Source organism: Nonomuraea pusilla (assembly GCF_900109355.1).
GTDB lineage: Bacteria > Actinomycetota > Actinomycetes > Streptosporangiales > Streptosporangiaceae > Nonomuraea > Nonomuraea pusilla.
Window position 1 is genome coordinate 191,727 of the sequence record NZ_FOBF01000011.1, and the last position, 11,818, is coordinate 203,544.

Below are 11,818 nucleotides of genomic sequence, written 5' to 3' on the forward strand. Positions count from 1 at the left end.
GGAGTGGTCAGGCGAGGAGGGTCTCGACGCCCGCGTCGCGCAGGGCGTCCAGGGTGCGCGGGCCGTTGGGGTGGGTGGCGGTGTCGGCCGCGGCCGCGTCGGTGACGAAGCAGTGCGCCGCGTCGAGGGGAGCGACCTGGCTGAACGCGCGCACGCCCAGCTTGGTCGCGTCGGCGACGACGACGGTGCGCGCGGCCTGGCGGAGCCCGGCCTGCTTGACGGCGGCGTCGTCGAGTGAGAACTCCGACCAGCCGTGCTCGGCGTGCACGCCGCCGATCGACATCAGGAAGCAGTCGAACGCCAGCGACTCCAGCGTGCGCAGCGCCAGCGGGCCGACGAGGGAGCGTTCGCCGGGGCGGGAGCGGCCCCCCGCGACGAGCAGCTCGATCCCGGGCCGGTCGGCGAGGCGGGTCGCCGCCTGCAGGCTGAGCACGGTGACGGTCAGCGGGGCCCGCGCGGCCAGCTGCTCCGCGACGTGGACGGTGGTGGTGCCGGCGTCCAGCAGCACGCGCGACCCCGGCTCGACGAGCCGGGCCACAGCCGCCGCGAGGCGGTCCTTCGTGGCGGCCTGCCACATCTCCCGGGCGGAGAACCCGGCCTCCTCCTCGCGGGCGCGGGTGGGGACGGCGCCCCCGCGCACCCTGCGGACGAGGCCCTGACGGTCGAGCGCGTCGAGGTCCCTGCGGACGGTCATCTCGGACACGCCGAGGCGCTGGGCGAGCTCGGACACGGACACCCGGCCGGCGCCCTGGACGAGCCGCAGGGTCAGGTCCAGACGATTGGCGACACCCATGACCCATTTCTAACACATCGATGTTCGAATGAACATCGACTTGAGCGAAACAGCCGGATCGCCGCAGAGCGGGGGAGAGATCCGCGCGAATGTCGACGCGGAGGGCGGGCGGCCGCGTCGAGGGAGCGCGGCCGGTGGCCGGTCAGGCGCGGGGCAGGGCCAGTTCCAGCTGGATGTGGTACACGCCCGTCATGACGGGGGTGAAGCCGGCGACCACCTCGTCCGCGTAGTCGCCGCCGTCCCTGAGTCTCACCCGCAGCGGGCGGCCCTCGTGGTCGGCGGTGATGCGGTAGCGGCCGATCGGCACGTCCTCCAGGCCGGAGCCGTCGCCGTTCCTGCCGGCCCGCCGGGAGATCGCGGCTCCGGGCGAGCCGTCCACCAGCGGGCCGTCCGGGGTGAGGCTGAGGCGGACCTTCTCGTCGTCCAGGAAGGCGTCCGGGTCGTGCGGGTCGGTCGGGTCGAGGTGGAAGAGCACCTTGCCGCCGTAGAAGCCGAGGCCGTCGGGCCGCTCGCCGGAGAGCTTCCAGGTGAAGTTCCTGATCGCGCCGCTCGGCCCGGCGAACGGGGCGTCGTCGTCGGGGGCCAGGCTCATCGTGTACTCCTGGCCGTTGTAGCGCCTGGTCACCGTCGCCGTGGCGTGGAAGGTGACGCCGATGTTCGTCCGGACCCGGTAGGTGCCGTCGGCGCCGGTCCTCACGACGGCGTTGCTGTCGTGGAGCACCTGGTTGTCGGCGACGACCTCGGCGCCCTCGACCGGCCTGCCCTGCGCGTCGGCCACCCGCCCCTTCAGCACGCCCGGTTCGACGTCCTCCGTGCCCGCGCGCGGGCCGTCGCCGACCGCGCCGTCCACCCGGCCGGTGCTCAGCCGGCCCGTGCTCGTCTGGCCGGTGTCCACCTGGCCTCCGTTCCCGATCCCCGTCATCCCGCATCCGCTGAGTGCCACCAGCAGGACGCCGGTCAGCAGCCGTCTGTCCACACCCGGGACGTTAAGATCACGATCTTGCAGGCGACTTGGAAACGAGTGCGCTACGCGGGGACGGCGGCCGCGCGGCGGGACGGCCAGAGGGCGCTCACGCGCATCAGGCTCACGCCGAACATGAGAACGCCGACCGGCACGTGCAGGACCTTGAGATGGGCGACGGCCAGCGCGATCTGAACCACCGTCATCAGCAGCATGGTGACGGCCGGCATGATGACCGCGCGGCGGCGCGTCATCACCGCGGCGACCAGGTGGACCAGCACGGTGACGACCACGGCGATGGCGGTGGCCGCGTGCGCCGCGCGCCCGCCGGGTGACGACAGCAGCATGCCCGCGGTCACCGCCTGGACGAGCAGCGCGACAGTCTGCAGAGCGAGCGCGACACGTAGGAACATCAGGGGATCTCCTTCACGACTGGTGCGGGCCAGGGAGGGTTCCCGCACGTCGTCATGGTGCTCCAACGGGGCCCGCGAGGCGTCCGCCACGCGGAGGCATCTCCCGCTACCGCAGCGGGACGATCCCCACCCCGCCCGTACCACGCCGGGAGTAGCCGCTCAATGCTCCGGCCGCTTCTCCGGTGGGGGATGGGGGCGCTGGAAGGTGGTGTAGAGCCACCACAGCGACGGCGCCAGCAGCAGCGCGCCCAGGGCCAGGGCGGCGAGGGTCGCCGCGAGCACGGCGTCGGTCGCCGCCGCCGTCCTCAGGGGGAGCCCCGGCAGCAGCATCGGGTACTGCCCGGCGCCCCAGCCCCACAGCAGCCCGGCCACCGCGAGCGCGGCGGTGACACGGACGGCCAGGTAGGAGCGCCGCCACAGCAGGACGAGCGAGGCCACGCCCGCCACCGCCGACAGCACCACGAACGGCAGCGCCCACCCCGACGTCAGCTCGCGGAAGAGCCCCGGGCTGTCGGCCCGCAGCACGAGCAGCCCGGCGACGGCCAGCGCCCCCGTCACCAGCCCGGCCAGCAGGGCCCGGTGGCGGAAGAGCCCGGCCAGGTCCTGGTCGCCCGCGCGTTCGGCGTCGCGGGTCAGGTACACGGCGGCGAGGTACGCGGCGGTGGCGACGGCCAGCAGCCCCGTCACCACGGAGGTCGGGTTGAGCCAGCTCGCCACCAGGTCGCCGCGGGCGAGACCGGGCGGGACGCGGCCCGAGGCGATCCCTCCGGCGGCCGTCCCGAGGAAGAACGGGGTGACGAGCGACGAGAACGCGAACGTCGCGCCGAACAGCCGCTGCCGCCACACCTCGGTGCTCGCCTTGCGGAAGGCGAACCCGGCGCCCCGCGCGATGATGCCGAGCGCCGCCAGCGTCAGCGGGATGTAGAGGGTCGAGGTCACCGCAGCGAACACGGGCGGGATGCCGGTCCACATGAGGACGATCACCAGGATCAGCCAGACGTGGTTGGTCTCCCAGACCGGCCCGATGGAGTGCTCGACGAGCGCCCGCTGCCGCCGCCCGCGCGCCGCGCCCCCGGCCAGCAGGTCCCACACGCCGCCGCCGAAGTCGGCGCCCCCGAGCAGCACGTACGCGGTCAGCCCGATCCACAGGACGGCCATGAGGACGTCGGCGAGGGTGAGGGACATCGTCAGATCACCTTGTACCCGGACACGTCGGCCTCCTGGGGCGCGATCGGCACGGGCACGTCACGCGAGAGCCTGCGCATGACGTACACGGTGCCGACGGTCAGCACCAGGTACACGAGCGCCACCAGCACGAACCCCCACACCAGGCCGGGAGCGGGGTTGACGGCGTCGCGGACGCGCAGCACCCGGTAGACGATCCACGGCTGCCTGCCCACCTCGGTGACGATCCACCCGGCCTCGACGGCCAGCGCCGCCGCGGGCCCGGCCACGGCGGCGGCCCGCAGGTACCAGCGGGTGCCGGGCAGGTCGCGGCGGCGCCGCCAGGTCACCGCCGTCCACGCCGCGAGCGCGAGCAGCGCGAACCCGATCGCCACCATGATCTGGAACGCCCAGTGCACGACGTTCACGGGCGGGCGGTCGCCGGGCGGCACGGAGTCCAGGCCGACGATCTCGGCGTTGGGGTCCCAGTGGGCGAGCAGCGACAGCCCGTACGGGAGGTTCAGGGCGTAGCGCATCTCGTCGTCGATGTACAGGCCCCCGAGGTGCAGCGGCACGCCGCGGTCGGTCCTGTACACGCCCTCCATGGCGGCGAGCTTCACCGGCTGGTTGGAGGCGACCGCGTGGGCCGCCCAGTCGCCGACGCCGATCTGGACGGGCGTGACGAGCGCCGCCACGGTGAACGGCAGCAGGAAGCCCACCTTGTGGTAGCGGTCGCGCCGGCCGCGCAGCATCGCCACGGCGTACACGCTCGCCATGGCGAACCCGGCCACCATGAAGGCGGCCAGGATCATGTGGATGGTCAGCGTCGGCACGGCCGGGTTGAACATCGCGCGCAGGGGCGAGACCTGCGTGACCCGCCCGCCCTCCTGCGTGAACCCCACGGGCTGCTGCATCCAGCCGTTCGCGGTGACGACGAAGAACGCGCTGATCACGCCGGACAGCACGATCGGGATGCCGGCCAGCATGTGCGGCACGGGCGGCATCCTGTCCCAGGCGTACAGGTAGACGCCGAGGAAGATGGCCTCGATGAAGAACGCGACCCCCTCCATGGCGAACGGCAGCCCGATGACCTGCCCGTACGTGCCCATCATGCCCGGCCACAGCAGGCCCATCTCGAACGACAGGATGGTGCCCGACACCGCGCCGACGGCGAACAGCACGCCCATCGCCCGTCCCCACCGCCTGGCGAGCAGCCGGTAGGCCACGTCGCCGGTGCGGTGGCCCCGCCACTCGGCGATCAGCATGATCGCGGGCATGGCGGCCCCGAAGCAGGCGATCACGATGTGCCATCCGAGCGACAGCGACATCTGCATGCGCGCCGCCCACAGGTCGGTCGCCGTCACCGCCAAGGTCCCCGTCGCCATGGCGCCCCCGTCCGCTCACTGTACGTAGGTGATCGATATCTATATGTCACCAGAAGGGGCGAGGTCATGCCGGAACGGGCGAAAGTTCAGGCCGAGGCGGGGGAGCGTCACCTCGACGACGAGCGCGCCAGGAACATCAACGGCCTGGGGAAGGTGCTGGCCGGATGGACGGCCGAGGAGGTCGCCGACTTCGCCGTCTACCTCAGGCGCTTCAACACCGACGTCGAACGCCTCGCCGGCCACCCCTGACCCCGTGGTGGGCGGCCCCGGTCAGGCGGCGGACCAGCCGCCGTCGACGGGGACGATCGCGCCGTTGACGAACGAGGCGGCGTCCGAGGCGAGGAACAGCGCCGCCGCGGCCATCTGCTCCGGCCGGGCCATGCGCTCGCCCAGCGCGAGCACGGGAGCCAGCCGGGCGGCGCCCACCGGGTCGGCCCGGGTCGTCCGGAGCCGACCCGGCCGCCAGCATGCCCAGACCCGCCAGTACGAGGACGGCCAGCCCTCGCGCAGCATTCCCCATGCCCACCACGATCCCACGGTGATCGCCGGCCTCCCGAGTCGTTCTCGCGGGGGAGCGGGCCTCAGGAGTCCGGCCGCAGGCCCGCCAGGAGGTTGAAGGAGCCGGTCAGCAGGTTGAGCGCCACCAGGCCGGGGATCTCGGCGATGACGCGGTCGCTCCAGCCGTGCCCGCGCAGCCCGGCGACGTCCTCGTCCGTCAGCGCCGACGGCTCGGCGAGCACGCGCAGGGCCACGGCGATCAGGGCGGTCTCGCGTGCCTCGGTGGAGGCGCCACGCCGGGCGAGGGCGATGTCGTCCTCGCTCAGGCCGGCCGCGCGGGCGCCCTGGGCGTGCGCGTCGAGGCAGAGCCCGCAGCCGATGCGTTCCTGCAGGGCCAGGGAGACCTTCTCGCTCACCGCGCGGGGCAGCTTGCCGCGCCTCATGGCGCGGGAGAGGTCGAGGTACCCCTGCAGCAGGGCGGGCGAGTGGGCCATGGCCGACACCATCTCGCCGGCGCCGCCCCTTCGCGCCACGATGTCCTCCAGCAGTTCCCTGGACCTGCCGGGCGCGGCGGCGGGGTCGAGCGGGGTCAGGCGTCTCATGTGCTTCCTCCCGAGATCGTGAGCTGCCGATGCTATACCCCCTCCCCGTATATGGCGAAGGGTTGCATACCCCATGGGGGTGTGTTACGTTCCCTGCCGCAGATACCCCCTACAGGTATGAGAAGGAGGACGCCATGTGCACGGCATGCGCGTGCGGAACGGGTGAGAGCACGACGGCCGCGACGGTGGCCGAGGGCGACGCGAGCGTCTACACGGTCAGCGGCATGACCTGCGGCCACTGCGTCTCGTCGGTGTCCGCCGAGATCGGCAAGGTCGGCGGCGTCGCCGGCGTCTCGGTGGACCTGCCGACCGGAGCCGTCACCGTCAGCGGGGCCGGGTTCTCCGACGAGGAGATCCGCGCCGCCGTCGAGCGCGCCGGGTACCGGCTCGCCGGAACCGGGGCCTAGAACCCCGGGAGACCGGGGGGCAGGGTCCTGAGCGCCCGGGTGGCGGGCCGCGCCGCGCGTCCCAACCGCAGCGCGCCGGTCCGCCGCCCGGCCCAGGGCCCCCTTTCACCACATCGAACCGCACCCCACCTCAGGGTGCGAGAAACCAGGAGAACGGTATGAACGCCGTCAATCCCCGCAGGTGGTGGGCACTGGTCGTGCTCGCCGCCGCGCAGTTCATGGTCATCATGGACACGTCCATCATCGGTGTCGCGCTGCCCGGCATGCAGCGCGACCTCGGCTTCACCCAGGGCGGCCTGCAGTGGGTGTTCAACGCCTACGTGATCGCCTTCGGCGGCCTGCTCCTGCTCGGCGGCCGGCTGTCGGACCTGCTCGGCGCCCGCCGGGTGTTCGCCACCGGCTGGGTCGTGCTGATCGCGGGCTCGGTCGTCGCCGCCGCGGCGGGCGGCGCCGGCGTGGAGATCCTCGGGCGCGCGATCCAGGGCGTCGGCGGCGCGCTGATCGCCCCCTCCGCCATGACCCTGCTCATGATGCTGTTCGGCCACGACCAGCGCGAACTCGGCAAGGCCATGGCCCTGTACGGCGCCGCGGCCCCCGCGGGCGGAACCGCCGGTGTGTTCCTCGGCGGCGTGGTGACCGAGTACCTGAGCTGGCCGTGGGTGTTCATCGTCTACATCCCGATCGGGCTGGCCACGCTGGCCGCCGTCCCCGCTCTGCTCCCCGCCGTCCGCGGCAGGCGCGGCTCGGTGGACGTGCTCGGCGCCGCCGCCGTCACGGCGGGCATCGCCCTGGCCGTGTTCGCGGTCGTCCGGGCGCCGGAGCAGGGCTGGGGCTCGGCCGCCACCCTGCTGGAGCTGGGCGGCGCGGCCGTGCTGCTCGCCGTCTTCCTCGGCGTCCAGCGGGTGGTCCGCGAGCCGATCATGCCGCTCGGCGTCTGGCGGACCCCGGGCCTGGCCGTCGCGAACCTCGCCATGGCGCTGCTCGGCGCGGCGTGGATCCCCATGTGGTACTTCCTCAACCTCTACCTGCAGCAGGTCCTGGGGTACGGCGCCTTCCCCAGCGGGGCGGCGCTGCTGCCGATGACCGTGGCCGTCATGATCTTCATGATCGGCATCACGGCGCGGCTGCTCGGCCGGTTCGGGGCCAAGCCGCTGATCGTCCTCGGGCTGGCGGTGCTGGCGGCGGGTGTCGGCGGGCTCTCGCTGGTCAGGGCCGACGGGGGCTTCGTCGTGGACGTCCTGCCCGCCTCGCTGGTGGCCGCGGTCGGCATGTCGCTGGCCTACATCCCGGCGATGATGGCCGCCATGTCGGGCGTACGGCCCGAGGAGAGCGGCCTGGCGTCCGGCATCGTCAACACCACCTACAACGTGGGCTCGGCGCTCGGCCTGGCGGCGATGACGGCGATCGCGACCTCCGGGGGAGCGGAGCCGGGCGACCTGGCGGGGCTCACCGAGGGCTTCAGCGGGGCGTTCGCCGGGGCGGCCGTCGTGGCGCTGGCGGGCGCGGTGCTCGCCCTGGTGCTGATGCGCGGGCGCCGTGCGCGCGCGGCGGGCGAGCAGACGTCCGAGACGGAGTCGCTCGGCGTGTGACGGAGCCCACATCCGCATGGGCGCGGAATACCCTACGGGGGTATAGTGTTGGAACAGGCGGGACGGAACCCAGGGGGAGGAGGCTGAGATGGCCGGATACACCGAGAGCAGCCAGGAGCACCTCCGGCGGCTGCGCCGGATCGAGGGGCAGGTCAGGGGCCTGCAGCGGATGGTCGAGGACGACAAGTACTGCATCGACATCCTGACCCAGGTGTCGGCGGCCACCAGCGCACTGCGGTCCTTCGCCCTGGTCCTGCTGGAGGAGCACATGGAGCACTGCGTCGCCGACGCGGTGGCCGACGGCGGCGCCGAGGCGCGCGCCAAGGTCAAGGAGGCGTCCGACGCGATCGCGCGGCTCGTCCGCTCGTGACCGGCGGCACAGCGGCGACGGCGCGGCGGCGCGGAGACGACAGAGAGATTCCGGGAGAGATCGATATGAGCACCACATCCACGTACACCGTCAAGGGCATGACCTGCGGCCACTGCGTCAGCTCGGTGAAGGAGGAGGTCGGCGCGGTCGCGGGGGTCACCTCCGTCGAGGTGGACCTGGCCTCCGGCCTGCTGACCGTGACCAGCGACGGCCCCGTCGAGAGCGCGCGCGTCGCCGCCGCGGTCGAGGAGGCCGGGTACGAGCTGGCGGGCCGCTCGTGAACGCGCCCGTCAAGCTCGGCGCCTACGTCCTGGGGCTGGCCGTCGTGTTCGGCGGCGCCCTGGGCGTGGGCAAGGCCGTGGGCCCGGTCGCCGCCGCACCGGCGGACCCGGCCCCCGGCGCCGCCCACACGATGACGACACCCGAGACGACGGCCGGGCACGGTTCCCCCGGGGAACCGGCCGGGCACACCGGCGGCCACGCGGAGCAGGCCGCCGCCGATACCCCCGGAGGGCTCCAGATGTCCGAGAACGGCTACACCCTCAAGCCTCTGACCGGCGAGATCAAGCCCGGCGAGCCCGTCGACTACCGCTTCACGGTCACCGGCCCCGACGGCAAGCCCGTCACCGACTACCAGGTCCAGCACGACAAGAAGCTCCACTTCATCGTCGTCTCCCGCGACCTCGCCACCTTCCAGCACCTGCATCCGTCCGAGGCGGGCGACGGCGTCTGGTCGGTGAAGCTGACCCTTCCCGAGGCGGGCGCGTACCGCGCCTTCGCCGACTTCGCCCCCACCGGCGGCAGCCCGCTCACGCTGGGCACCGACCTGTTCGTCGCGGGCGACTACAAGCCGAGGCCGCTGCCCGCGGCGTCGCGCACCGCCACGGTCGACGGCTACACGGTCACGCTCGACGGCGACCTCGTGCCCGGCCGGGCGAGCAAGCTCACGCTCACCGTGAGCAAGGACGGCGAACCCGTCACCGACCTGCAGCCCTACCTGGGGGCGTACGGGCACCTCGTGGCGCTGCGCGCGGGCGACCTGGCCTACCTCCACGTCCACCCCGACGGCGCGCCCGGCGACGGCAGGACGGCGGCGGGCCCGCAGATCACCTTCTACGCCGAGGTCCCGAGCGGCGGCGACTACGGCCTGTTCCTCGACTTCCAGCACGGCGACACCGTGCGGACGGCCGCCTTCACCGCGACGGCGGGCGCCGGCCACGGCGACGACCACACCGAGGACCACACCGAGGACCAGGGCGACGAGCACAGCGACGGGCAGTCCGGTGGGCACGGCCACTGAGGCCGGACGCCAGATGTCGGAACGTCAGAAAGGAGAGGTGATGAGCTCCGTCACCGAGGACAGGCAGCCGGTCTCCGGCGGGTCGGTCGAGCTCTCGATCGGCGGCATGACCTGCGCGTCCTGCGCCAACCGCATCGAGCGCAAGCTGAACAAGCTCGACGGCGTCACCGCCACCGTCAACTACGCCACCGAGAAGGCCAAGGTCAGCTTCCCCGCCGGGCTCGACCCGCAGGTGCTGGTCGGCGAGGTGGAGAAGGCGGGCTACACGGCCGCGCTGCCCGCCCCGCCGCAGCCCGCGGACGCGGGCCCGCGGGCGGCCGAGGACGACGACGAGCTGCGCCCCCTCAGGAACCGGCTCGTCACCTCCCTGGTGCTGGCGGTCCCGGTGATCGCCATGGCGATGGTCCCTGCGCTGCAGTTCACGTACTGGCAGTGGCTGTCGCTCACGCTGGCGGCGCCCGTGGTCGTGTACGCGGGCTGGCCGTTCCACAAGGCCGCGTGGACGAACCTGCGCCACGGCGCCGCCACCATGGACACCCTGGTGTCGCTCGGCACGATCGCCGCGCTCGGCTGGTCGCTGTGGGCGCTGTTCCTCGGCACGGCCGGCACGCCCGGCATGACGCACCCGTTCGAGTTCACCATCACCCGGGGCGACGGGTCGATGAACATCTACCTGGAGGCGGCGGCGGGGGTGACGGCGTTCATCCTCGCCGGCCGCTACTTCGAGGCGCGGTCGAAGCGGCGGGCGGGGGCGGCGCTGCGGGCGCTGCTGGAGCTTGGCGCCAAGGAGGTGGAACTGGCCGACGGGCGGCGGGTGCCGGTCGAGCGGCTGGCCGTTGGTGAGCTGTTCGTGGTGCGTCCGGGTGAGAAGATCGCGACGGACGGCGTGGTCGAGGAGGGTTCCTCGGCGGTGGACGCGTCGATGCTGACGGGTGAGTCGGTGCCGGTCGAGGTGCGGCCGGGTGACCCGGTCACCGGCGCCACGGTGAACGCGGGTGGCAGGCTCGTGGTGCGGGCGACCCGGGTGGGGTCGGACACGCAGTTGGCGCAGATGGCCAGGCTGGTGGAGGACGCTCAGACGGGTAAGGCGCAGGTGCAGCGGCTGGCCGACCGGATCTCGGGGGTGTTCGTGCCGGTGGTGATCGCGCTGGCGCTCGGCACCCTCGGCTTCTGGCTGGGTACCGGTTCGGGTGCGGCGGCGGCGTTCACGGCGGCGGTGGCGGTGTTGATCATCGCGTGCCCGTGCGCGCTGGGGTTGGCGACGCCGACGGCGTTGCTGGTGGGTACGGGGCGTGGTGCGCAGCTGGGGATTCTGATCAAGGGTCCTGAGGTGCTGGAGTCGACGCGGCGGGTGGACACGATCGTGCTGGACAAGACCGGCACGGTCACCGAGGGGAAGATGACCCTCGTCGAGACGCACGTCGCCGACGGCGAGGACGCCGACGAGGTGCTGCGCCTGGCCGGCGCGCTGGAGCACGCCTCCGAGCACCCCATCGCCCAGGCCGTCGCCCGCGGCGCCGCCGAGCGGGTCGGCGACCTGCCGGCCCCCGAGGACTTCGCCAACGTCGAGGGGCTCGGCGTCCAGGGCGTGGTGGACGGCCACGCGGTGCTCGTCGGCCGCCCCCGGCTGCTCGCCGAGTGGTCCCAGCACCTGCCCGTGGAGCTGGAGCGCCGCCTGCAGGCCGCGCAGGCCGCGGGACGCACGGCCGTGGCCGTCGGCTGGGACGGAAAGGCCCGCGCCGTCCTGGTCGTGGCCGACGTCGTCAAGCCGACCAGCGCGGAGGCGGTCGCCACGTTCAGAGGGCTCGGCCTCACCCCGGTGCTGCTGACGGGCGACAACGAGGCCGTGGCCCGTCAGGTGGCGGCCGAGGTCGGCATCGACGAGGTGATCGCCGAGGTGCTGCCGCAGGACAAGGTGGACGTCGTCAAGCGGCTGCAGTCCGAGGGCAAGACGGTCGCCATGGTCGGCGACGGCGTCAACGACGCCGCGGCGCTGGCGCAGGCGGACCTGGGGCTGGCCATGGGCACCGGCACGGACGTCGCGATCGAGGCGTCGGACCTGACGCTGGTGCGCGGTGACCTGCGGGTGGCGGGCGACGCGATCCGGCTGTCGCGCAGGACGCTGGCGACGATCAAGGGGAACCTGTTCTGGGCGTTCGCCTACAACGTGGCGGCGCTGCCGCTGGCCGCGATGGGGTTGCTCAATCCGATGATCGCGGGTGCGGCGATGGCGTTCTCCAGCGTCTTCGTCGTCACCAACAGCCTGCGGCTGCGCGGCTTCAAGTAGGCCGCCGGCCCGTCGCGGACGCCCCGGGGACATCCCTCCCGGGGCGTCC

At 73.2% G+C, this 11,818-nt stretch carries 14 protein-coding genes; 7 read left to right on the forward strand and 7 right to left on the reverse strand.

Annotated features, from left to right (window positions below; genetic code table 11):
* Nucleotides 1-7: 7 nt before the first annotated feature.
* From BMX74_RS23560 to BMX74_RS23580, 5 genes are all read right to left on the reverse strand, one after another.
* Complete coding sequence (locus BMX74_RS23560; protein WP_091102825.1) at nucleotides 8-793, reverse strand: DeoR/GlpR family DNA-binding transcription regulator; 786 nt, start codon at nucleotides 791-793, stop codon at nucleotides 8-10.
* Nucleotides 794-935: 142 nt separating this feature from the next.
* Complete coding sequence (locus tag BMX74_RS44300; protein ID WP_091102826.1) at nucleotides 936-1,769, reverse strand: carboxypeptidase-like regulatory domain-containing protein; 834 nt, start codon at nucleotides 1,767-1,769, stop codon at nucleotides 936-938.
* 50 nt (nucleotides 1,770-1,819) lie between these two features.
* On the reverse strand, nucleotides 1,820-2,167 hold the full coding sequence (locus tag BMX74_RS23570; RefSeq protein WP_091102828.1) for a hypothetical protein: 348 nt from the start codon (nucleotides 2,165-2,167) through the stop codon (nucleotides 1,820-1,822).
* Between the two features lie 159 nt (nucleotides 2,168-2,326).
* A complete protein-coding gene (locus tag BMX74_RS23575) occupies nucleotides 2,327-3,352 on the reverse strand; it encodes a cytochrome d ubiquinol oxidase subunit II (protein WP_091102829.1) in 1,026 nt (341 codons plus the stop codon).
* A gap of 2 nt (nucleotides 3,353-3,354) precedes the next feature.
* Nucleotides 3,355-4,716, reverse strand: a complete 1,362-nt coding sequence (locus tag BMX74_RS23580; RefSeq protein WP_055501389.1) for a cytochrome ubiquinol oxidase subunit I — start codon at nucleotides 4,714-4,716, stop codon at nucleotides 3,355-3,357.
* 66 nt (nucleotides 4,717-4,782) lie between these two features.
* On the opposite strand from BMX74_RS23580, the gene BMX74_RS23585 reads away from it, so the two are divergent.
* On the forward strand, nucleotides 4,783-4,965 hold the full coding sequence (locus BMX74_RS23585; RefSeq protein ID WP_091102831.1) for a hypothetical protein: 183 nt from the start codon (nucleotides 4,783-4,785) through the stop codon (nucleotides 4,963-4,965).
* Between the two features lie 21 nt (nucleotides 4,966-4,986).
* On the opposite strand, the gene BMX74_RS46505 is transcribed toward BMX74_RS23585, so the two are convergent.
* Complete coding sequence (locus BMX74_RS46505; RefSeq protein ID WP_337959860.1) at nucleotides 4,987-5,229, reverse strand: SDR family oxidoreductase; 243 nt, start codon at nucleotides 5,227-5,229, stop codon at nucleotides 4,987-4,989.
* Between the two features lie 68 nt (nucleotides 5,230-5,297).
* Nucleotides 5,298-5,816: a carboxymuconolactone decarboxylase family protein gene (locus tag BMX74_RS23595; protein WP_091102832.1), complete on the reverse strand. Its 519-nt coding sequence runs from the start codon at nucleotides 5,814-5,816 to the stop codon at nucleotides 5,298-5,300.
* 134 nt (nucleotides 5,817-5,950) lie between these two features.
* On the opposite strand from BMX74_RS23595, the gene BMX74_RS23600 reads away from it, so the two are divergent.
* The 6 genes from BMX74_RS23600 (at nucleotide 5,951) to BMX74_RS23625 (ending at nucleotide 11,769) form a co-directional block, all read left to right on the forward strand.
* Nucleotides 5,951-6,223, forward strand: a complete 273-nt coding sequence (locus BMX74_RS23600; RefSeq protein ID WP_055501394.1) for a heavy-metal-associated domain-containing protein — start codon at nucleotides 5,951-5,953, stop codon at nucleotides 6,221-6,223.
* A 158-nt stretch (nucleotides 6,224-6,381) separates the two neighbouring features.
* Entirely contained in the window at nucleotides 6,382-7,812 is a 1,431-nt protein-coding gene (locus BMX74_RS23605; protein WP_091102836.1) for an MFS transporter, read from the forward strand.
* Between the two features lie 88 nt (nucleotides 7,813-7,900).
* Nucleotides 7,901-8,182, forward strand: coding sequence for a metal-sensitive transcriptional regulator (locus tag BMX74_RS23610; RefSeq protein ID WP_055501396.1), 282 nt, complete (start codon nucleotides 7,901-7,903; stop codon nucleotides 8,180-8,182).
* A gap of 65 nt (nucleotides 8,183-8,247) precedes the next feature.
* Nucleotides 8,248-8,463 carry a heavy-metal-associated domain-containing protein gene (locus tag BMX74_RS23615; RefSeq protein ID WP_055501397.1) on the forward strand — a complete coding sequence of 72 codons (216 nt, stop codon included), beginning with the start codon at nucleotides 8,248-8,250 and terminating at the stop codon, nucleotides 8,461-8,463.
* Nucleotides 8,460-9,482: a hypothetical protein gene (locus tag BMX74_RS23620; protein WP_091102837.1), complete on the forward strand. Its 1,023-nt coding sequence runs from the start codon at nucleotides 8,460-8,462 to the stop codon at nucleotides 9,480-9,482. The genes BMX74_RS23615 and BMX74_RS23620 overlap by 4 nt, the downstream gene beginning before the upstream one ends.
* Nucleotides 9,483-9,522: 40 nt before the next feature.
* Nucleotides 9,523-11,769: a heavy metal translocating P-type ATPase gene (locus BMX74_RS23625; protein WP_091102840.1), complete on the forward strand. Its 2,247-nt coding sequence runs from the start codon at nucleotides 9,523-9,525 to the stop codon at nucleotides 11,767-11,769.
* The last annotated feature ends 49 nt before the right edge of the window (nucleotides 11,770-11,818 follow it).

What these genes read in the sequence shown, in the direction of transcription:
- BMX74_RS46505 (WP_337959860.1), bottom strand. Translation starts at nt 5,229, where the DNA reads ATGCTGCGCGAGGGCTGGCCGTCCTCGTACTGGCGGGTCTGGGCATGC.
- BMX74_RS23625 (WP_091102840.1), top strand. Translation starts at nt 9,523, where the DNA reads ATGAGCTCCGTCACCGAGGACAGGCAGCCGGTCTCCGGCGGGTCGGTC.
- BMX74_RS23560 (WP_091102825.1), bottom strand. Translation starts at nt 793, where the DNA reads ATGGGTGTCGCCAATCGTCTGGACCTGACCCTGCGGCTCGTCCAGGGC.
- BMX74_RS23575 (WP_091102829.1), bottom strand. Translation starts at nt 3,352, where the DNA reads ATGTCCCTCACCCTCGCCGACGTCCTCATGGCCGTCCTGTGGATCGGG.
- BMX74_RS23605 (WP_091102836.1), top strand. Translation starts at nt 6,382, where the DNA reads ATGAACGCCGTCAATCCCCGCAGGTGGTGGGCACTGGTCGTGCTCGCC.
- BMX74_RS23615 (WP_055501397.1), top strand. Translation starts at nt 8,248, where the DNA reads ATGAGCACCACATCCACGTACACCGTCAAGGGCATGACCTGCGGCCAC.
- BMX74_RS23595 (WP_091102832.1), bottom strand. Translation starts at nt 5,816, where the DNA reads ATGAGACGCCTGACCCCGCTCGACCCCGCCGCCGCGCCCGGCAGGTCC.
- BMX74_RS23580 (WP_055501389.1), bottom strand. Translation starts at nt 4,716, where the DNA reads ATGGCGACGGGGACCTTGGCGGTGACGGCGACCGACCTGTGGGCGGCG.
- BMX74_RS23610 (WP_055501396.1), top strand. Translation starts at nt 7,901, where the DNA reads ATGGCCGGATACACCGAGAGCAGCCAGGAGCACCTCCGGCGGCTGCGC.
- BMX74_RS23585 (WP_091102831.1), top strand. Translation starts at nt 4,783, where the DNA reads ATGCCGGAACGGGCGAAAGTTCAGGCCGAGGCGGGGGAGCGTCACCTC.
- BMX74_RS23570 (WP_091102828.1), bottom strand. Translation starts at nt 2,167, where the DNA reads ATGTTCCTACGTGTCGCGCTCGCTCTGCAGACTGTCGCGCTGCTCGTC.
- BMX74_RS23600 (WP_055501394.1), top strand. Translation starts at nt 5,951, where the DNA reads ATGTGCACGGCATGCGCGTGCGGAACGGGTGAGAGCACGACGGCCGCG.